The organism is Arthrobacter sp. Y3221114 (genome assembly GCF_059092625.1).
Genome location: NZ_JBNHHW010000009.1, coordinates 127,224 through 146,650, shown reverse-complemented (window position 1 = coordinate 146,650; position 19,427 = coordinate 127,224). Strand labels below are relative to the sequence as shown.

The 19,427-nt window shown below is 66.8% G+C and carries 21 protein-coding genes and 1 tRNA gene; 16 read left to right on the top strand and 6 right to left on the bottom strand.

Annotated features, from left to right (window positions below):
- Positions 1–13: 13 nt before the first annotated feature.
- The 4 genes from AC5RV3_RS17215 (at position 14) to AC5RV3_RS17200 (ending at position 4,354) form a co-directional block, all read left to right on the top strand.
- Positions 14–541, top strand: coding sequence for a hypothetical protein (locus tag AC5RV3_RS17215; protein ID WP_494123120.1), 528 nt, complete (start codon positions 14–16; stop codon positions 539–541).
- A gap of 35 nt (positions 542–576) precedes the next feature.
- Positions 577–1,722, top strand: a complete 1,146-nt coding sequence (locus tag AC5RV3_RS17210) for an SseB family protein (protein ID WP_494123119.1) — start codon at positions 577–579, stop codon at positions 1,720–1,722.
- Position 1,723: 1 nt separating this feature from the next.
- Positions 1,724–2,827, top strand: coding sequence for an Imm61 family immunity protein (locus AC5RV3_RS17205; protein ID WP_494123118.1), 1,104 nt, complete (start codon positions 1,724–1,726; stop codon positions 2,825–2,827).
- A gap of 99 nt (positions 2,828–2,926) precedes the next feature.
- Entirely contained in the window at positions 2,927–4,354 is a 1,428-nt protein-coding gene (locus AC5RV3_RS17200; protein ID WP_494123117.1) for an FAD-dependent oxidoreductase, read from the top strand.
- A gap of 112 nt (positions 4,355–4,466) precedes the next feature.
- Here the strand turns inward: AC5RV3_RS17200 and AC5RV3_RS17195 are convergent, their stop codons facing one another.
- On the bottom strand, positions 4,467–4,706 hold the full coding sequence (locus tag AC5RV3_RS17195) for a hypothetical protein (RefSeq protein ID WP_494123116.1): 240 nt from the start codon (positions 4,704–4,706) through the stop codon (positions 4,467–4,469).
- Between the two features lie 271 nt (positions 4,707–4,977).
- Between AC5RV3_RS17195 and AC5RV3_RS17190 the strand changes: the two genes are divergently transcribed.
- Both AC5RV3_RS17190 and AC5RV3_RS17185 read left to right on the top strand, forming a co-directional pair.
- Positions 4,978–5,565: a TetR/AcrR family transcriptional regulator gene (locus AC5RV3_RS17190; RefSeq protein WP_494123115.1), complete on the top strand. Its 588-nt coding sequence runs from the start codon at positions 4,978–4,980 to the stop codon at positions 5,563–5,565.
- Positions 5,566–5,761: 196 nt separating this feature from the next.
- Positions 5,762–6,094, top strand: coding sequence for an ankyrin repeat domain-containing protein (locus AC5RV3_RS17185; RefSeq protein ID WP_493989642.1), 333 nt, complete (start codon positions 5,762–5,764; stop codon positions 6,092–6,094).
- An 80-nt stretch (positions 6,095–6,174) separates the two neighbouring features.
- Here AC5RV3_RS17185 and AC5RV3_RS17180 read toward each other — a convergent pair whose 3' ends face one another.
- Positions 6,175–7,674 (bottom strand): catalase, encoded by a 1,500-nt coding sequence (locus tag AC5RV3_RS17180; RefSeq protein WP_493989437.1) that lies wholly within the window; start codon positions 7,672–7,674, stop codon positions 6,175–6,177.
- A complete protein-coding gene (locus AC5RV3_RS17175) occupies positions 7,675–8,136 on the bottom strand; it encodes a Fur family transcriptional regulator (protein ID WP_493989436.1) in 462 nt (153 codons plus the stop codon). It lies immediately after the preceding gene.
- A gap of 359 nt (positions 8,137–8,495) precedes the next feature.
- Between AC5RV3_RS17175 and AC5RV3_RS17170 the strand changes: the two genes are divergently transcribed.
- The 5 genes from AC5RV3_RS17170 (at position 8,496) to AC5RV3_RS17150 (ending at position 14,208) form a co-directional block, all read left to right on the top strand.
- Positions 8,496–9,776, top strand: coding sequence for an MFS transporter (locus AC5RV3_RS17170; protein WP_494123114.1), 1,281 nt, complete (start codon positions 8,496–8,498; stop codon positions 9,774–9,776).
- A gap of 150 nt (positions 9,777–9,926) precedes the next feature.
- The gene (gene htpX, locus AC5RV3_RS17165) at positions 9,927–10,796 is read left to right on the top strand and encodes a zinc metalloprotease HtpX (RefSeq protein ID WP_494123148.1); all 870 of its coding nucleotides are present in this window, start codon (positions 9,927–9,929) and stop codon (positions 10,794–10,796) included.
- Between the two features lie 7 nt (positions 10,797–10,803).
- Positions 10,804–11,490 (top strand): histidine phosphatase family protein, encoded by a 687-nt coding sequence (locus tag AC5RV3_RS17160; RefSeq protein ID WP_494123113.1) that lies wholly within the window; start codon positions 10,804–10,806, stop codon positions 11,488–11,490.
- A gap of 101 nt (positions 11,491–11,591) precedes the next feature.
- On the top strand, positions 11,592–12,761 hold the full coding sequence (locus AC5RV3_RS17155; RefSeq protein ID WP_494123112.1) for an NAD(P)/FAD-dependent oxidoreductase: 1,170 nt from the start codon (positions 11,592–11,594) through the stop codon (positions 12,759–12,761).
- Positions 12,762–12,999: 238 nt separating this feature from the next.
- Entirely contained in the window at positions 13,000–14,208 is a 1,209-nt protein-coding gene (locus tag AC5RV3_RS17150; RefSeq protein ID WP_494123111.1) for a hypothetical protein, read from the top strand.
- Positions 14,209–14,297: 89 nt separating this feature from the next.
- Here AC5RV3_RS17150 and AC5RV3_RS17145 read toward each other — a convergent pair whose 3' ends face one another.
- Positions 14,298–14,729, bottom strand: coding sequence for a hypothetical protein (locus tag AC5RV3_RS17145; RefSeq protein WP_494123110.1), 432 nt, complete (start codon positions 14,727–14,729; stop codon positions 14,298–14,300).
- 152 nt (positions 14,730–14,881) lie between these two features.
- Between AC5RV3_RS17145 and AC5RV3_RS17140 the strand changes: the two genes are divergently transcribed.
- Positions 14,882–15,529, top strand: coding sequence for a hypothetical protein (locus AC5RV3_RS17140; protein WP_494123109.1), 648 nt, complete (start codon positions 14,882–14,884; stop codon positions 15,527–15,529).
- Positions 15,530–15,812: 283 nt separating this feature from the next.
- Here AC5RV3_RS17140 and AC5RV3_RS17135 read toward each other — a convergent pair whose 3' ends face one another.
- Positions 15,813–16,304: a YajQ family cyclic di-GMP-binding protein gene (locus tag AC5RV3_RS17135; RefSeq protein WP_494000553.1), complete on the bottom strand. Its 492-nt coding sequence runs from the start codon at positions 16,302–16,304 to the stop codon at positions 15,813–15,815.
- A 165-nt stretch (positions 16,305–16,469) separates the two neighbouring features.
- Here AC5RV3_RS17135 and AC5RV3_RS17130 point away from each other — a divergent pair, with 165 nt between their 5' ends.
- From AC5RV3_RS17130 to AC5RV3_RS17120, 3 genes are all read left to right on the top strand, one after another.
- Positions 16,470–16,943: a hypothetical protein gene (locus AC5RV3_RS17130; protein WP_494123108.1), complete on the top strand. Its 474-nt coding sequence runs from the start codon at positions 16,470–16,472 to the stop codon at positions 16,941–16,943.
- A gap of 95 nt (positions 16,944–17,038) precedes the next feature.
- Positions 17,039–17,120, top strand: a tRNA-Tyr gene (locus tag AC5RV3_RS17125).
- 177 nt (positions 17,121–17,297) lie between these two features.
- The gene (locus AC5RV3_RS17120; RefSeq protein WP_494123107.1) at positions 17,298–18,371 is read left to right on the top strand and encodes a lipid II:glycine glycyltransferase FemX; all 1,074 of its coding nucleotides are present in this window, start codon (positions 17,298–17,300) and stop codon (positions 18,369–18,371) included.
- A gap of 74 nt (positions 18,372–18,445) precedes the next feature.
- On the opposite strand, the gene AC5RV3_RS17115 is transcribed toward AC5RV3_RS17120, so the two are convergent.
- Positions 18,446–18,853, bottom strand: a complete 408-nt coding sequence (locus tag AC5RV3_RS17115; protein WP_494123106.1) for a hypothetical protein — start codon at positions 18,851–18,853, stop codon at positions 18,446–18,448.
- A 162-nt stretch (positions 18,854–19,015) separates the two neighbouring features.
- Here AC5RV3_RS17115 and AC5RV3_RS17110 point away from each other — a divergent pair, with 162 nt between their 5' ends.
- The gene (locus AC5RV3_RS17110) at positions 19,016–19,405 is read left to right on the top strand and encodes a thioredoxin family protein (protein WP_494064786.1); all 390 of its coding nucleotides are present in this window, start codon (positions 19,016–19,018) and stop codon (positions 19,403–19,405) included.
- The last annotated feature ends 22 nt before the right edge of the window (positions 19,406–19,427 follow it).

Here is a 19,427-nt window from a genome sequence, read left to right as displayed (position 1 = left end):
GAATGAACTCCCCGTGACATCACAGCTGCTCTCCGACGAGTTCTTGTCGGCCATGGCAACCGCGGCCTCTTCGCGGTTCCGGACCTATCAGGAGATCCGGCTGGAGTTCGAGATCTACGGTGCAACCGTCTCCTGGACGGAGATGGCACGTACGGCCGAAGGCGCATGGGTCAGCATTGACTTTTCCGACGCCGTACCCCTGGACCGCAGGGCGCTGAAGTCGGACAAGGCCGCCAGCTACACGAAGGGCAAGGGCACCTGGTTCGCCGCCCGGCTGACCCTGGTCCCGGACGAAGAACCGCGGTTCGAACGGTTCGACACGGAGCCGTTGGAGCCCACCCCGGGCGCCCTCCAAATTCCGGTATCGCCCGCTGCGGTCCAGGCCGAGCTGGCCTTGTTCCCGCGCGAGCAGGAAGGGATTCCCGGATGGATGCGCGACATCCTCGAAAGCAGCGGTTTGGACGTGCCGTATCTTGACCCGGCAACCGAAGAGTTGGTGCTTGGCAGTGAACGGGCTCCCTTCCAGGACCCCGCCCAGTAGCTCCCCCGCACCCTCCCGGAAGAAGGAAACACCCCATGTCCGAACAGACGCCTGTGCTGCTCCGCCAACAGCAGTTGGCCGAGATACTCGCCGGCTGGATGCTGCAGGCCGTCAACAGCGAGCCCGGATGGGACCGGATGGTGTTGGAGTTGAAGCCCGCCGCCGATGCCATGCTCATGCGCATCACCCAAGAGCGCGGCGGAAGGGCCGCGGCCAATGCCGGGGCCCTGCAGCCCGGAACCGCGCCCTTCGACGCCGCCACCGAACTGCACAGGCTCGGCGTGGGGGACAACGGAGAGTCCTGGCGCTCGGCCGCCGTGAACCTCTCCGCACGGGACTGGCCCGAACCGAAATACTCACTGGACACCTACTTCAATTTCGACCAGCCCGTGCCCGATTTCGGTCTGGGGGAACCGGCCGGCCAGGCGTCCGCATCAGAACCGGAGCATGAACAACCCGGCCGGCACGGCGTGGACAACCGCCTGGTCGCGGACGCGGTGGCCAGATTCAGCGAGAATCCGGGGAAGGCGGCGGCAGTCAATGTGTTGCGCCACCTGATCGGCAGCGAACTGCTGCTCGATGCCACCGATAACCCCGGGCGTCCCGGGATCAGCGTCGTCGAAGTCCACGGTTCGCCGTCCGTGCTCGCCTTCACCTCGCAGGAGAAACTGGCCGAGTTCCGAGCCTCCACTGGCCGACCGGGAGCCCCCGTGTCCTGGGTCCAGCCAGGCGAGGAACTGTTGAAGTTCGTCGACAGCCACCCGGACATTGCCTACCTCTGCATCAACCCGGCGGGCCCGACCTGCGCCCTCGGACGCCAGGAGATCGGCTTCGCCGTCGGGAGCCTGGCCAATGTCGGCCTGAAGCGGGCAGTCGCCGGCCAGGCCGGCGTTAACGCCGTGGCGGAACAGCTCAAGCGGCCCGGCGCCGTCGTGTTGGCGGCCGATCGTGCCGATGAGGGCGGATCAGACGGGGGCCCGGTCCTGCTCAAGGGGCAGGACGGGGGACCGATTCTTCCCGTGTTCTCATCCGGGCCGGAAGTCGCCGCCTTCAAGCCCTCGGCGAGGTTCAGGGAAGTGCCGGCAACCTGGGCCATCGACATGCTGCGCCAGAGGCCCGAGCTGTCGATGGTGGTGGACCCCGCCGGCCCGGAAGCGCTGCTCCGCGCCTCGGACTTCTGACATGGCCGCCCACCTGGAGCAGCTGGACGACGCCCTGCTGGCCACGGCTGCCCAGTGGTTCGGGGGCGACAGCACCATCGAGGACGGCGCCTGGACCGTACGGAACGAATACGGCGTCCGGATGTCCATCGCGGCCGAGGCCGACGGGTTCATCTTGCGGGACGTCATCGCACGTTATTGGCCCGGGAGACGGGAATACGTCCACACCTCGGACCCGGGGGTCCTGCTGCGCTGCCTGTTGTTCCGGGCGGCGTTCTGGCATCGCAAACGCCGCGGCCTGCGCTTTCTGGCATTGTCCGACCAGGGGACGGACGACTCCAGCGGCTGGGCGATGCGCACCAAGCCCCACAAGTCGCCTGCAGTGCTCGAGCGTACGGGGCCGAGCGGCACCGTCACCGCTGGCTTTCCAGTGGCGCGGGATGCGCGGATCTTCACCCGGTATGCGGCACTTCCGCTGGAGACCCTCGCGGTGTCACTCGTCGCGGCGGACGGCGCCCCGCTGTTTGGGCCGGGCAGGCCCGGCCACATGCTTTCCGAGCTGCCGGGCCGGCTGGCGGGGCTGCCGCCCGAACGGATGGACAAGGCCGTACAGTACGCAGCCATAGCCGAACCGCTGGTCCGTGAAGATCAATGGGCCTTCACGAACGCGGCCGGAGAGCGCACGACCGTCAGCGCGACCGCCGACGGGTACATCCTGGACTTCGAAATGCCGCATGACAATGCTGACCGGAAGAGGTCCTACGTGCGCACCGACGACCCTGACATACTCACCCGCTGCCTGCTGTTCCTCAGCGGCCGGGCGAACCGGTTCCTGGAAGCAGCGGACGCCGGGGACGGATTCCTGCCCTACACCGACCGATACGGTTGCCGGGCCGAGGATCCTGGCGTGGCCTACCCCGTCACCCTCACCGGGACCAGTGAGCAAGGGGAGTTCCGGGCCTTCTTCCCGACCGGCACCGGGGCGCGCCATCTGTCCTATTACGCCGGGGCGCCGATCGATGAGCTGCTGGCGTCGATCGAGTCGGACGACGGTTCGCCGCTGTTCGGCCCGGACCGGCTGGAAACCGCCGGCCGCGGCCTGCCGCCGGCGACCGGGAGCCAGTGAGATACGCGGCACACTGTTAGGAGGGAAACGGGCGGGCATTTAGAATAGGAAACTGTGCGCTTATTGCGCAGGAGGATTCCCGAAGAAGAAGGACTGCCCGTGTCTAACTCTGCCGAGGCCATCACCCAGCGTCCCCTGAGGGTGGCTATCGTCGGCGCCGGACCAGCCGGCGTTTACGCCGCTGACATCCTCACCAAGGCCGAGCGGGACTTCGAGGTCAGCATCGACCTCTTCGACCGCTACCCCGCGCCCTACGGCCTGATCCGCTACGGCGTGGCGCCCGACCACCCTCGGATCAAGGGCATCGTCAACGCCCTGCACAAGGTGCTGGACCGCGGCGACATCCGCTTCCTGGGCAACGTCGACTACGGCCGGGACCTGACCCTGAGCGACTTCCGGCACTTCTACGACGCGGTGATCTTCGCCACCGGCGCCATCCAGGATGCCGCGCTGGACATTCCCGGCGTTGAGCTCGAAGGATCCTACGGCGCCGCCGACTTCGTGTCCTGGTACGACGGCCATCCGGACGTGCCCCGCGACTGGCCCCTGGAGGCCAAGGAAATCGCGGTCATCGGCAACGGCAACGTGGCCCTGGACGTGGCACGCATGCTGTCCAAGCACGCCGACGACCTGCTCAGCACCGAGATCCCGGACAACGTGTACCGCGGCCTGAAGAACTCGCCCGTCACCGACGTGCACGTCTTCGGCCGGCGCGGCCCGGCCCAGGTAAAATTCACGCCGCTGGAGCTGCGCGAGCTTTCACATTCGCGCGACGTGGACATCGTGCTCTACCCGGAGGACTTCGACTTCGACGAGGGCTCCGACGAGGCGATCCGCTCCAACAACCAGACCAAGACCATGGTCAACACCCTCACCAACTGGCTGGTGGAAGAACAGGACACCGGCGCCTCCCGCCGCCTGCACCTGCACTTCCTGCACACCCCGGTGGAGATCGTGGAAGGCACCGGCGACGGCACCGGGCACGTGGCGGCGATCAAGTTCGAGCGCAACGAACTGGACGGCACCGGCAACGTCCGCGGCACCGGCGAAATCCTTGAGTACCCCGTCCAGGCGGTCTACCGGGCCATCGGCTACTTCGGCTCCGAGCTGCCCGAGGTCGGCTACGATGCCCGCCGCGGCGTGATCCCCAACGAGGGCGGACGCGTCCTGGACGAGGACGGCAACCCGGTGCCGGGCATCTATGCCACCGGCTGGATCAAGCGCGGACCGGTGGGCCTGATCGGGCACACCAAGGGCGATGCGCTGGAGACCATCGGCTTCCTGCTCGAGGACCGGCTGGACCTGCCCGCGGCCTCCGATCCCGCCGAGGACGCCATCATCAAGCTGCTCGAGGAGCGAGGCGTCGCCTACACCACGTGGGAAGGCTGGCTGAAGCTGGATGCCCATGAGCGTGAGCTCGGGGCCTCCTTCGTCCCCGAAAACAACGACGGCGGTGCTCCCGCCATCGAGCGCGAGCGCGTCAAGGTGGTCCCGCGCGAAGAGATGGTGAAGATCTCGCAGCCCTGATCCACGGGACCGGCTTCCCCGGCCGTCCGGGGAGCCAGCCCGACCCTGCCGGCCCCGCCGTCGGGTGACAGGCGGCCGGAACGTATCGGCCGGACGCGCCGGTACGGTGCCGCTAGCGCTTGACGTAGAAGCGCAGGATGTCGCCGCCGGGGAGTTCCACGCGTACCTTGTCCTCGCCGGGCGTGCTGAGGTGCGCTTCGGGATAGGCGGAACGCAGGCTGCTGAGCAGCGCCTGGTACGGATCCGGAGGCGAAGCATCCGCTCCGGGCAGGCTTCCCGGTGCCGGGCGGTGGAGCCACGCCCGGAAGCGGCCGCCGCACCGCCGCAGCAGGGACTGTACTGGAGCCACCATCGCCATCCTCGCTCGCTTCACTGCCGGCGGCCGGCCGGTCCAATTCCGCGTTTCTGCCCTTTCACCCAGTATGGGAGCCTCCGGCCCTTAATCTGCGAGGCGTTCCGGCAAGTCGCGGAAGCACGTGTGTTGCGGCCCCCAACGACTATGCTGAAGCCGAGTCGATGGCCGGCCGCGCTGAAGCCGAGCCGATGCCCGGCCGCGTCCACCCGTGCCCCCGATCCGTTTCGGGGCGCGTCAGGTCCCAAGCAGAAGGAGGCAGGGCACCCGCATGGCCAGACCGCAGAATCCGCAGCGCAAGCCGCAGCTGCTCGAGGACATCCTGGCCTACCTGCAGGACAAGAACCTGGCGGACCTGTCCTTTCGCCCGCTGGCCGAAGCCCTGGGCATCAGCAGCTACATGCTGGTCTATCACTTCGGGCACCGGGAACAGCTGCTCGAGGAGATTGTGCAACGGGTCGAGACCGATCTCTCCGCGCCGTCGCCGGAGCAGTTGGCCGGCCTGGCGGTTCCGGAGCTGCGGCAGTTGCTTCTCCAGGTGTGGGAGCACTCGCAGTCCCCGCACAGCCGCGCCCTGCAGCGCCTGGGGTTCGAAGCGGCCATCCAGCAGGCGGCCGCCAGGCACACCACCCATTCGGCGCCGCCGCTGCGACCGCCCGGGTTCATCCGGTGGCGCGACTCCGCCACCGCTTGGCTCAGGAGCCGCGGGGCAGGGGAGCAGACGGCAGCGGCCGAAGGCACGCTCTTCGCTGCCGGCGTGTGCGGGCTGTGGTTTGGGCAGGTCGTTGCCGACCAGGCCGGAGAGCCGGCGGCGGCGTTCAACCTGCTGCTGGAACGTTTCCTGGCGGCTGCAGCCTGAGAAGACCGAGGCGCCGTGCCGGCGCCGTCCTGCGTCGCCGTGCTGCGGCGCCGTGGCGAGGCGCCGTGCAGACTCCGTCGCAGACGGACGGGGGCGCTCCGCCGTCGTGATTCGGGAGAGGCTCGCATACTCTGGGGGAGTGACGAACGATATACCGCTGAATGAAGAACAGACCCGACGCGTGGTTGCCCTCGCCATGGACCTGGCCCGCGAGGGCAAGACCGGCGAGCTGGTGGAGTTCCTCGACCACGGGCTGCCCGTGGATGCGCTGGATTCCGACCACAACACCCTGCTGATGCTGGCCGCCTACCACGGGCAGGAAGAGACCGTGGGCATGCTGCTGGAACGCGGGGCCAACCCCGATATCCGCAACGTGCGCGACCAGTCGCCGATCGCCGGCGCCCTGTTCAAGGGCGAGGACGCCGTGGTGTCCAGGCTGCTGGCGGCCGGGGCGGACCTGGATGCCGGCACCCCGAGCGCGCGCGATGCCGCCAAGATGTTCGGCCGCGAGCACCTCCTGGAGAAGTAGGGCCCGCAACAAAAAACTGCCCGGGACCGGCCATGGAGGCGGTCCCGGGCAGCTTCATGCCGTCGGATGAGACTGGGGTGTTACGCCGAGTCGGTGTTCACGTCGACCGGGGAGATCTTGCCGGCCTGCAGGGCCTCGATGGCCTTGCGCACGCCTTCGCCGTAGGCCGGGTCGGCCTTGGTGCAGTTGGCGATGTGGCGTTCGATGGTCGCCTGGGAAGCGCCGTCAATGGCACGGGCGGTGTTCTCGAAGAGGACCTGCCGCTGCTCGGCGGTCATCTTCTCGCGGAAGAGGATGCCGGGCTGCTCGTAGTAGTTGTCGTCGTCCTCGCGGAAGTTGAACCGGTCGGCCACGGCACCTACGGCCTGGGCCGGGTCGCGGTAGGCCGGCTGTTCCTGCCAGCGGCCGTAGCCGTTGGGATTGATGCCCGGGGTCGCGCCCTGGTTGCCGTCAACGCGCATGGCGCCGTCACGGTGGAAGGAGTTGACCAGCCCGGCGCCGCGCGGGTAGTTCACCGGGATCTGGTGGTGGTTGACGCCCAGACGGTAGCGCTGCGCGTCGCCGTAGGAGAACAGGCGTCCCTGCAGCATGCGGTCCGGCGAGAAGCTGATGCCCGGAACCACGTTGGCCGGGGTGAAGGCAGCCTGCTCGACGTCGGCGAAGTAGTTCTCCGGGTTGCGGTTCAGCTCCCACTCGCCAACCTCGATCAGCGGGTAGTCCTTCTTGGACCAGACCTTGGTCAGGTCGAACGGGTGGTACTTGTAGGTCTCCGCGTCAGCCTCGGGCATGATCTGGACCATCAGCTTCCACTTCGGGAAGTCGCCGCGGTCGATCGACTCGAGCAGGTCGCGCTGGTGCGACTCGCGGTCCTCGCCGACCAGCGCTGCGGCCTCGGCGTCGGTGAGGTTCTTGATGCCCTGCTGCGTGCGGTGGTGGAACTTCACCCAGTAGCGCTCGCCGGCGTCGTTGATGAAGCTGTAGGTGTGCGAGCCGAAGCCGTGCATGTGGCGGTAGGACGCCGGGATGCCGCGGTCGGACATGACGATGGTGACCTGGTGCAGGGCCTCCGGCAGGTTGGTCCAGAAGTCCCAGTTGTTCTCGGCGCTGCGCAGGTTGGTGCGCGGATCACGCTTCACTGCGTGGTTCAGGTCCGGGAACTTCAGCGGGTCGCGGAAGAAGAACACCGGGGTGTTGTTGCCCACCAGGTCCCAGTTGCCCTCTTCGGTGTAGAACTTGACCGAGAAGCCGCGGATATCACGCTCGGCGTCGGCCGCGCCGCGCTCGCCGGCGACGGTGGAGAAGCGGGCGAAGAGCTCGGTCTTCTTGCCGACCTCGGAGAAGATCTTGGCCTTGGTGTACTTCGTGATGTCGTTGGTCACCGTGAACGTGCCGAAAGCACCGGAGCCCTTGGCGTGCATGCGGCGCTCGGGGATGACCTCGCGGTCGAAGTGGGCCATCTTCTCCAGGAACCACACGTCCTGCAGCAGCATCGGTCCGCGGGGACCCGCGGTCAGGCTGTCCTGGTTATCGGCTACGGGCGCGCCCGCAACGGTTGTCAACGGCATGGTGTTATCAGCCATTTAGTTATCGCTCCTTGTCGGATCTTCCAATTGAAGGTCTTTCGTGGCAGTGCAGGCGGGGCAGGTGCCCCAGAAGGTGACCTCGGCTTCGTCGATCGCGAAACCGTGGTTGTCGGCCGCCGTCAGGCACGGTGCCTCGCCCACGGTGCAGTCGACGTCGGCAATATTGCCGCACGACCGGCACACCACGTGGTGGTGGTTGTCGCCAACCCGGGCCTCATAGCGCGCCGGGGACCCCGAGGGCTCGATCCGGCGCAGCAGCCGGGCGTCCGTCAGCGCCGCAAGAACGTCGTAGACGGCCTGCTTGGACACGCCGCCCAGTTCGTCCCGCACCACACCGGTAATGGTGTCGGCGTCGGCATGCGGGTGCGCGCGGACTGCTTCCAGCACCGCCGCCCGCGGACGGGTTACGCGCAGCGACGCCTCGCGCAACAAGTCCTCCGGATCCCTCATCTCGACCATGAAACGATTCTCTCACCTTTTTTGGACCGAGTCCAGAAAATGATCTGGACTCAGTCCAGAGAGGACGACGGCGGTGCTCCCCGCCAGCGGGTACCTCGCCCGCCGCCGGCCGCCAGCGGGTACCTCGCCCGCAGCCCGCCGCCAGCGGGTACCTCGGCCGCCGCCCGCCGCCGCCCGCCGCCCGCGCGGGCCCGCTGCTGCCCCCTGCCGCTGCTGCCCGCCGCCGTCCGCCCGCCGCTGCTGCCCGCCGCCGTCCGCCCGCCGTCCGCTGCCGCCCGCCGGCCGGCCGGGGCGCCACGCCCTGCAGCCCGGGCTCGGACCGCCCGGAAAAGGTGCTGCGGGCAACTAGAATCTCCGCCATGCCCAAGTTGTTCGCCGATACGGCGCCGCTCAAGGAGAGCCCGGATTTCCGCCGGTTGTGGATCGGAACATCGCTCTCCGCGATCGGCGCGCAACTGACGGCAGTGGCGGTCAGCCTCGAGGTCTACCAGCTCACCGGGTCAACCTTGGCCGTGGGCGGCGTCGGCGTCGTCGGGCTGATCCCGCTGGTGCTGGCCGGCCTCTACGGCGGTTCCGTGGTGGATGCGTACGACCGCCGCAAGGTGGCGCTCTATTCCGGCCTGGTGTTGTGGGCTTGCACTGCCGTGTTCGCCCTGCAGGCGTGGTTCCGGTTGGAACAGGTGTGGCTGCTGTACCTGGTGATCGCGGTGCATTCGGCCGCGGCCGGGCTCAACCAGCCGGCCCGCAGCGCCATCGTGCCGCGGCTGGTCCGGCGCGAGATGCTGCCGGCCGCCAATGCCCTGACCATGATGACGTTCGGACTGGGCATGACCATCGGTCCGCTGGCCGCCGGGGTGCTGGTTGCGGGGGTCGGCTTCGGCTGGACCTATACCCTGGACGTCCTCACGTTCACCGCGGCCATCTGGGCGGTGGTCAAGCTGCCGCCGATCCCGCCCGAGGGCGACGTCAGGAAGGCCGGCCTGCGGTCGGTGGCCGAAGGGTTCCGGTTCCTGCGCACGCGTCCCAACATCCGCATGACGTTCCTGGTGGACATGGTCGCGATGGTGCTGGCCCAGCCGCGCGCGCTGATGCCCGCCATCGGTGCGGTCATCATCGGCGGCGGCGAGGCGACGGCTGGCATTTTGTTGGCCGCGGTCGCTGCCGGGTCGTTCATTGCGGCGGTGCTGTCGGGGCCGCTGGGAGGGGTCCGCCGGCAGGGCCTGGCGGTGCTGTGGTGCGTGGTGGTGTGGGGGATTGCCGTCGCAGGGTTCGGCGCCGTCGTCGTCATGGCCGGGCGTACAAACGCCGCGGCCGCCGGAGACGTGAGCGGATGGCTCCTGCCCGCGGCCCTTTGCCTCGCCGCTGCCGGTGCGGCCGATACAGTGAGCGGCGTCTTCCGCAACACCATCCTGCAGGCGGCGACGCCGGACGCCATGCGCGGACGGTTGCAGGGCATCTTCATAGTGGTGGTGGCCGGCGGCCCGAGGCTCGGCGATGCCGTCGCCGGCGGTGGCGGCCAATGGCTGGGCGAAGGTTTTGCCGCGCTCGCCGGCGGTGTCGCCTGTGTGTGCGCCGTCGGGCTGCTGCACAGGTTCCAGCCGCGGTTCTCCCGCTACAACGACAGGCACCCCGAGCCCTAGGCGCCTCGGCTGACGGAGGCAGATGGGAGCCCGCGGAACATGGCGCCGGGCTCCGGCGTTGGAATAGGTACCGGTGGATACACTGACATACGGAGCTCCGTGCCTGGATCGGCACGGAGCCGGATCGGCGCGGGAGAGGACTCATACGCGGTGCACAACCACTTCAATGGACTGAAAACGGCCGGCCTGCTCGGCGGACTCTTCGCCCTCCTGCTGGCAATTGGCGCGCTGTTGGCCAGCGGGACCGGCAGCGCCAACTGGATCTGGATCATGGCCCTGATCGGCGTGGGCACAACCGCCTACAGCTACTGGAACAGCGACAAGCTCGCCATCCGCAGCATGCAGGCCTACCCCGTGACCGAAGCCGACCAGCCGGGCATGTACCGGATCGTTCGTGAACTGTCCGCGCGGGCCAACCAGCCGATGCCCCGGCTCTACGTGTCCCCGACGATGGCCCCCAACGCCTTCGCCACCGGCCGCAATCCCAAGAACTCGGCCGTCTGCTGCACCGAGGGCATCCTGCGCCTGCTGGATGAGCGCGAACTGCGCGGGGTGCTGGGCCACGAACTGATGCACGTCTACAACCGCGACATCCTGACCTCCTCCGTCGCCGCCGCGGTGGCGGGCGTGATCACCTCGGTCGCGCAGTTCCTATTGTTCTTTGGCGGCCGCGACCGCAACGCCAACCCGCTCGCGCTGATCGCCATGTCGCTGCTGGCCCCGATTGCGGCCATGCTGATCCAGATGGCCGTCAGCCGCACCCGCGAATACGACGCGGACGAGGACGGCGCCTCGCTGACCAACGATCCGCTGGCCCTGGCGTCGGCGCTTCGCAAGCTGCAGTACGGCACGCAGCAGGCGCCGCTGCCGCAGGACCAGCGGCTGGTCAACACCAGCCACCTGATGATTGCCAACCCGTTCAAGGGCGGCGGCGCGAAGAAGCTGTTCAGCACCCACCCTCCGATGGACGACCGTGTGGCGCGGCTGGAACGGATGGCCGGACGCCCGCTGGGCTACTGAGGCCGGCATGCGGCTGCTGCTGATCCGGCACGGGCAGACCTACTCCAACGTCCGCGGGCTGCTGGACACGGGTGCCCCCGGGGCTGAGCTGACCGAGCTGGGACACGCACAGGCGCGGGCGCTGCCGAAGGCCCTCGACGGCGAACCGATCGACGCCCTGCTCGCATCCACCCTCGTGCGCACGCAGCTCACGGCGTCCCCGCTGGCTGCCGCCCGAAGGCTTGAGACGGACGTGCGCGACGGGCTGCGCGAGATCTCGGCCGGCGAGCTGGAAATGCGCGGCGACCGGGACTCCATCATTGCCTACATGACCACGGTCTTCGCCTGGGCGGCGGGAGACCTGGAGCGCCGGATGCCGGGCGGCCCGGACGGCCACGAAACGTTCGGGCGCTTCGATGCCGTCATCGAAGAAGCCCGAAGCTCCGGCATCGGCACCCTGGCGGTGGTCAGCCACGGCGCCATGATCCGATGCTGGGCCGGTGCCCGGGCGTCCAACCTGTCGGTCCCGTTCGTGGCCCGGAACCAGTTGAGCAACACCGGGGTGGTCGTGCTCGACGGCGGTCCCGACGGTTGGGAGGCGCTCACCTGGATGGGCCAGGCCGTTGGCGGACCCGAACTGGCCGACCCGCTCACCGACGGCCCCACCGCCGATCCGATGAGCCCTGGGAGCGTCCCCTCCGACTCCCGGGACTGACGAGCAAAAAACCGCGCGGACCCGCAGCGGCCGCCAGCATGTCACACATTTGCCGGCGGCGGTGTCCTATCTTTGCAACCACACAACAGAGGGAGTTCGCGGTGAGCGCACAGCATCGGATCGTCATCATCGGAGCGGGCTACGCCGGAGTCATGGCCGCAAACCGGCTGGCCGGCAGCAAGGAGTTGGCAGGCAGGATCTGCGTGAGCGTCGTCAACCCTTCGGCCGACTTCGTGGAGCGGATACGGCTGCATGAGGTCGCGGCGGGCGGCCGGGAATCGGCCTCCGTTCCAATGGAATCGCTGCTGCACCCGGCTGCCACCCTGGTGGTCGGCCGGGCCTCCCGGATCGATCCTCGGAAGCGCACCGTCCACTTCGACGACGGCCGGCCCGCGCTGGACTATGACTTCCTGGTCTACGCTCCCGGCAGCACCAGCCAGCCCGTCCCTTCGGGATCCGGCGGCTACACACTGCAGGACGCCCGGTCCGCCGAGCGGCTGCGGCGCGCATTGAAGCAGCTGGCTCCGGGCGACGTCGTCAGCGTTATCGGTGGTGGCCTGACCGGCATCGAGGCAGCTGCCGAAATCGCCGCGGCGCTTCCGCGGTTGATGGTGCGGCTGGTCTCGCGCGGGCGGGTCGGGGCGGACCTGTCCGACGGCGGCCGCCGGGCCTTGCTCGCACAGCTGGCGGACATCGGCGTCGAGGTCATGGACAACACCCGCGTGGACCGGGCGGAGGGGCCGCGCATCGTGCTGTCTGATGGCACAGCCTTGGCTTCGGACTGCACTGTCTGGGCGGCCGGTTTCACGGTTTCCGGCCTCGCCGAAGCCAGCGGCCTGGCCACCGATGCCCACGGCAGGCTGCTCGTCGACTCGACCCTGTCCTGCCCCGGGTTTCCGGAGATTGTCGGTGCCGGAGACGCCGTTCGCGCGCAGGCCACGGTTGCCTTGCACCTGCGGATGGGGTGTGCGGTGGCCCTGCCGATGGGCGCCCACGCCGCTGAGAACGTGATCGCCCAAATCCGGCAGCGGGCCCCTCAGGAGTTGTCCGTCGGGTTTATGGTGCGTTGCATCAGTCTGGGCCGGCGGTCCGGGCTGGTCCAGCCGGTGCATGCGGACGACACCCCGCGACGGTTTGCCCTGAGCCGCCGGGGAGGCGCGTTCGTCAAGGAACAGGTGTGCCGCATGACGCTGTCGTGGCTCCGGGGCGAACTGCGACGCAGCGGTTCGTACAGCTGGCCCCGCGGCCCGCGCAGGGCCGCGGCACAATAACGGCGGCACCCTCCGAACGGGGTTCCGAACGGAGGCGCGCGGTACTCGGTATTCCGCCGCTTTACCGGTGTGTGCGGGGGCAATTACCTGTTGTACGCAGGCGATTACCGGTTGGTGTCCAGCGCACTACTCGAACTCCTCGGATCCGCCTCGATTTCGTTGCCCGCGGTTTAGTCGGCCTGTTAGTGTCACCGGATCCGCGCCGGCGCGGGGTCCGTTTGGGGGAAGAGAGTTCATCATGCGTTTTTCGTCATTGGTGGCCGCGACGGCGTTGGGGCTCGTCGTCGCATTGGCGCCAGCAGGTCCGGCGCTCGCCGGTCCCGCCGAACGGCAGGCCAACTGTACAGCGCTGGGCGGAACGCTCAGCGGCAACGGCAATAATCAGATCTGCACTGTGACAACTGTCGTCGTCGGCCCTGATGTTCCATCTGGAACCCCGACCACCACGTTCAGTGCAGACCGGCCCGTGGGCGATCCGGTCACCGTGGACACGTCGCTTCCAGCCCGCCAGCCGGATCCCACGGTGACAACCGAGGAACGCAACGTCGGCGATGCGACTGTCGTCAGGACCGAGCGCGCCGGCACCCCTGTGGTGACCGAGGAAGAGCGCAATGCCGGCGAGGCGACCAGCGAGGATGTCGTTGTTCCCGGCACGCCGACGTCGACAACCCGGACGGAGCGGGGCACGCCGACGAGCACCGAGACGCCCACGACCACCAACTGCCGCAGGGTAAACAACGAGCGGGCAGCAAAGCCCGTTGAGAGATGCGAGCGGGCCGTTCTGACTACGACGACGACGCCCACAACGATCGTCACCACGACGACCACCCCGCAGGAACGGGTCACCACGACGACCCAGCCGCGGGAGACGTTGATCACCACCACGACGCCGTTCACCGAGGTCTTCACCAGCACCCAGCAGCGTGAAATGTGCACCACCACGACCTACCAGACGGTGATCGCCACGGCGACGACGCAGCAGACGGAGCGCACGGCGACGACTACGCAGCCGACAACGCGGACGACCACCACGACGAAAACCACGTTCAACTTCCCGCGCGGCACCGACGTCCCCACCCCCACCGGCGCGCCTGAGGTGACGCAGTCGACGGCTCCGGGGACTCCGGTGGTGACGGAAGCAGTGGTTCCCGGCACGCCCATCGTGACCACCGGAACCCGGCCCGGCGATGAGGAATCGGACACCGAGTGCGCGCCGATCGCCCCGGTGGTGACGGTCACCGAAGGGGAAACGCGGCAGGAAGTCACGACGGCGACCGTGCCCGCAGAGCCGATTGTCACGGTGACCCGTGAGGACATCGAGCCGCTGGTCGTCGAGACCGAAGCCCCGGGAGCGCCGATCGTGACGACCGACGTCCGCAGCACCGGGCAGACCTGCTACAACAATCCCTCTAACGCAGAGCAGCGGACCAACCGCTGCTCGGCATAAACCCCTAAGCGGGTCTGACGGCTGCCGCCTTCCACCAGGAGGGCGGCAGCCTTCGCGCGGTGCCGAAGCCGGACGGCTACTTGAGGCGGCTAGAGTCCGTGCACCAGGAGGTTCTGGTGCGGTTGTAGCCAGCCTTTGGCCAGTGCTGTTTTCGCGTCATATCCATCGGCGATCAGCTTGGCCTTGATACCGGATGCTTCGAGTGTAAGTACGCCCGTATTCTCGAGTCGGCCGCACCCAGCGGCGTAAACATCGAATGCCGGGTTGTCCATGATTAAGCACATTTCGCGGGGGTCGGGGGTGTCCATCAAGGCGGTGTAGAACGCGTAGCCGTCCTTTTCCGTCAAGAAACGTACGCTGTCCGAAACTACGCCCAGTTCTTCTAAGCGCTCCGCCGGAATTTCGTCCTCGGTACTGGACGGGGCAGACAGTGCTGACACCCGGGGAGCCTGGTGGTTGGTGCAGCCTGCCAGCGTCAGCAGTACCGCGGCTGCAGCGCCCAGTTTGGTTAGCGTGTGCATTGTCTCCCCGTCTCTGCTGGAACAACGTTTGTCTCACGCTAGCGGGGAAACGATAAGCGTAGGAGGAAATGAACGTTGCGAAGCAGTAACTAAAGCCAACAACACAAACCGGATTTCACCGGTGTTGGGAGCCTCATACCGAGGAATGGAAATTGGGCGGAATCGAGAAACTTATGGCTGAGTCCAACGAACGTTGGGCTCAAGCAGCCAAGAGAGCTCAGGGGTTGGCGGACAACGGACTGGGCGCCGCCGTGAAGGTCTACTACACGCGGTTCTGGCTAATGGGTGTGATCGTCCTGGTCGCGGTTGGTTCCGTGGCGGCGGCTCTGGCATTTGGGGCTTCTTATGGCGACTGGCCCTCGTACCTAACGTTCGGCTGCATGCTTGCGGGGCTAGGCACCATGATCGGAGGTCTGATCTTCAACTCGAAGAAGGTCGTACCGGCAGCCGAATATGGAAACGTCGACGTGACCCTTTCGCTGACGAGCGAGGAACGAAAGCAAGTCCGCCGGCAGGTAGCAGGAAAGGCGGCAGTCGTTCCGGAGCATCTCACGGTAACGCGCGGCGCGGCTGTGCAGATGCGAAAGGCTCTTGCAACGCAGCTGTTGATAATGCCGTTCTACCCTTTGGTTTTCATTGCTCAAGCTATCAACGGTGCCGGAGGGAATGATCCATTCGGCTGGGTCTTTGCAGGTATGATATTCCTCTTGCTGATCGGGAGCCTATTTCTCATAAAAGATTTTTTCCGCTCGGGTCAATTCCTCGCACGCACGGCTGATCAGCCTTGGGGCGCGCGATAGCGGGAACCTTGTACGGCTCTTGCCTAACCAATTGGAGGACGTGGGCATAGTTTAATTCAAGGGTGGACTCAGGAAGGGTCTTCAGCTTCCGCACGTCGAGCCTGAAGCTGCAACTGGCCGTTCCGTCAACAGAGGAAGTCGCTGCGGTGCGGGTGGCGGCAGTGCCGATGACAAGACAAGGACCGCAGCCGTTGGTCTTATGGCTGCGGTCCTTGGCACTCCTGCGGACTCTCTGCGGACTAACGCCTAGTAATCATGCTTTAACTGAGCGTTATGTCCTGGGCTACCGGTAGTTGATGAACTGCAGGTCGACGTCCAGGTCGGAGCCCTTAAGCAGCGAAATGACTTCCTGCAGGTCGTCCCGGGACTTCGAGGTGACGCGGAGTTCGTCTCCCTGGATCTGCGCCTTCACTCCCTTGGGGCCCTCATCGCGGATAATTTTCGAGATCTTCTTGGCCTGGTCCTGGGCGATGCCCTCCTTGACGCCGGCCTCGATCCGGTACTCCTTGCCCGAAGCGAACGGCTCGCCGGCGTCCAGCGACTTCAGCGAAATGCCGCGCTTGACCAGTTTCGACTGAAGCACGTCCAGAACGGCCTTGACCCGTTCCTCGGAGTTGGCCTTCATCAGGATTTTCTCGCCGCTGAAATCAACCTCGGCGCCGACTCCCTTGAAGTCATAGCGCTGTGCGATTTCCTTCTGCGCCTGGTTCAACGCGTTGGCGACTTCCTGCTTGTCCACCTTGCTGACGATGTCGAACGAAGAATCGCTGGCCATGGTTCCTCCTGGGTCGGGGCGTATGTGTCTTGGCACCAGCCTACTGAATCGCACCCGAACGCGCGGCTTTCCCAGCTGGGACGCAGGTTCCATCCATCGTTCCTTCATCCCGATCCGCGAGAATCACAAAGCCGTATCAATCACGAAGCTTCAGGAGAAGCACGCATGGGAGCACGCCCGCGGTACATAGTCACGTCGATGAGGGTTGCCGCGGGTTCGTTCCTGACCGTAACGGCCGTCGCCACCGTGGTTGTGATGGGCTCCGCGCCGGCCTCGGCGGGCACTGCCTCCCTGGCGTCCGTCCAGGCGCCCGCGGCGGCGGCCGGCGCCGCTTCTTTGATCCGTCGGGACACCCAAGAGCTGGAGCGTGAACTTCGGCAAGACGTCACGAGCGGAACCCTCTTCGATGGCGCAGCCGACTATGGCCCCGCCGGCTATGGCCGCACGGGCGGTGGCGGGTCGGCAGGCTTGGGCGGCCCCTCCAGTGCCGTTCGCGACGCGTCCGGTTCCGGGCCCGCCGCCCGGTTGGACGGCATCCGCCGTGAGATGGATCAGGCGGTACGGCTGCAGCTGGTCACCGCGGAGCAGGCAGAGCGGTTCGTCGGGCAGATGCAGGAGCGTATTTCCCGCGGTTTGTAGACTGCGCGAGGCCCGATTCGATTCTTGGGCCGATCTTTGTGTAAAGTTGTCTTGCTTCCTCACGGGGAAGCGGTCTTCTTCTGAAGAAGGCGTTCGGCAGATTACCCGAGCGGCCAAAGGGGGCTGACTGTAAATCAGCTGGCATTGCCTACGGGGGTTCGAATCCCTCATCTGCCACCGAACGGGAAACCCCGTCTGACCAGGTGAATTACTGGTGGGACGGGGTTTTTCCATACCTGCCGGCCATGCCGGCCGCCGCTGGTTCACTCCCCGGCACAGGGTCGGGGACCGGCGTCGATAGACTTGACCGCGGATGTGACCGGCGGCGACCAGCTGCCACGACGAGGAGTTCTCTTGCGACAATTCACCGCCCGCTTCGCGACGCCGGAGGAAATCGAGGCATGGGACAGCCATGTCACGGCCAATCCCAACGGCGGCAACATGCTGCAGGCCAAGGCCTACGCCCTGGTCAAGGCGGACCACGGGTGGAAGCCGCTGTACCTCGCGTATGAGACCGAGGACTACACCAGCTACAACCTGGTGTTGGAAAAGCAGGTCCCGCTGCTGGGCAAATACTGGTACATGATCAAGGGCCCGGACGTTGCTTCGCCCGAGGACCTGCCCGGCATCTTCGAGGCCAACCGTAACTTCTGCCGGGAGCATGCACGCGGGGTCTTCGCGATCCGGATCGAGCCGGATATCGAGGCCACCGACGGAACCCGCGCTCTGCTGGCGGGCGAAGGCCTGGTCAAAATGCCCGACCTGCAGCCGAACGACCACACCGCTATCGTCGACATCTCCCCGGAGCCGGACGTCGTCCTCAAGAGCTTCTCGTCGCGCGGGCGCAACGCCGTACGCCGCGCCATCCGCGAGGGCGCCGAAGTGGTGACGGCCGAACCGACGGAAGAGAACTTCAGGGCGATGTTCAACCTGATGGGTCAGGTGCAGCAGGGCCAGAAGAACGTACAGGTCCGCTCCTTTGAGTACTTCAAGGCGTTCTGGGGCAACTTCATTGCCGCGGGGCAGGGCCGGCTGCTGTTCACGTACGAAGACGGCAAGCCGTCGGTGGGCGCGTTCGTGGTCAACTACGGACGCAAGGGCACCTACAAGGACGGCGGATCGCTGCCGCGCCGCAAGCAGTACGGGGACTCCCACCTGATCCAGTGGACGGCCATGAACCAGCTCAAGGAGCTGGGCATCACTACTTACGACCTGTGTGGAACACCGCCGGCGTCCGAACTCAAAAATACCGAACACGAGTACTACGGGCTGGGCCTGTTCAAGACCAGCTTCACCAAGACCATCACCGATTTCGTCGGCTGCTATGACCAGGTGATCTCCCCGTTGAAGTACAAAGTGTGGTCCGCTGCCGGGGAGAAGATTGCCCGCGGCCTCTACGTGCGCCGCCGCCACCAGCCCTTCTACTGAGCGGCGCCGCCGACCCCAGACCCGGCACCTCGCAACAGCCCGCCCAGCCCTGTAGCCGCCCGGGCAGCCCTTGCTCAGGCCGCTTCGGCCAGCGGCAGCGGGTGGATGTCCCAGAGGAAGCAGTACGTTTTCCGGCCGGAATTGTGCATGACGTTGTAGTACAGCCACTGCCAGGCAGTTGCGTCGTTATGGTCCGCCGGAGCGGGCGGACAGTCGGCGGGCGTGTACCACTTTCCATCGCTCCAGATGCAGTGCAGGTCGCCCACGTAGGTGGCCGCCGGGCCGGCGCCGGGCCTGCCGTGCGGCAGTCCGATCCTTTCCTTCAGCGAGGCGCCCTCGCCCACGGCGTACAGCTCGTTCCGTGACGGGTCATGGGCAAACGGCAGATGCTCCTGAAGCTCGTCCATCACGGCGATGCTCTTGGAAATGGCGGCGTCGAGTTCCAGTCCGTCGGTCACAATCAGGACGGTGCAGCGGTTCATGGCTTTTCCTCCGGTCGCGGTCTCTGGTGTGATCGACCTTAGGGATCCGGCCACCGCAGCCGGTAGCCCCGGTAGCGGATTGTGGATAACGGCCGGGCGGCAGGCCATGCGCTGAGCGAACAGGGGGCGACAGGCCGCAACCCGGCGCGTTAGCGTGGAGGTATGGCAACCATTGATATCACCGAGGCCCAGTTTCCGCAGACCATCGAAGAGAACGACATTGTGTTCGTTGACTTCTGGGCCGACTGGTGCGGCCCGTGCAAGCAGTTTGCCCCCGTCTACGATGCCGCGTCCGAGGAACACGGCGACATCGTCTTCGCCAAGGTGGACACCGAAGCCGAACAGGGCCTGGCCGCCGCGGCCGGCATCACCTCTATTCCGACCCTCATGGCCTTCCGCGAAAAGGTGCTGGTGTTTTCCCAGCCCGGCGCCCTGAATTCCAGCCAGTTCGGGCAGCTGGTGGACGCAGTCAAGGGCCTGGACATGCAGGAAGTCCACGCCCAGGTGGCTGCCCAGCAGCAGGCGGCGCAGGACGGCCAGGCTTCCGAGTAACCGCACGGGGGTCAGGACTCCA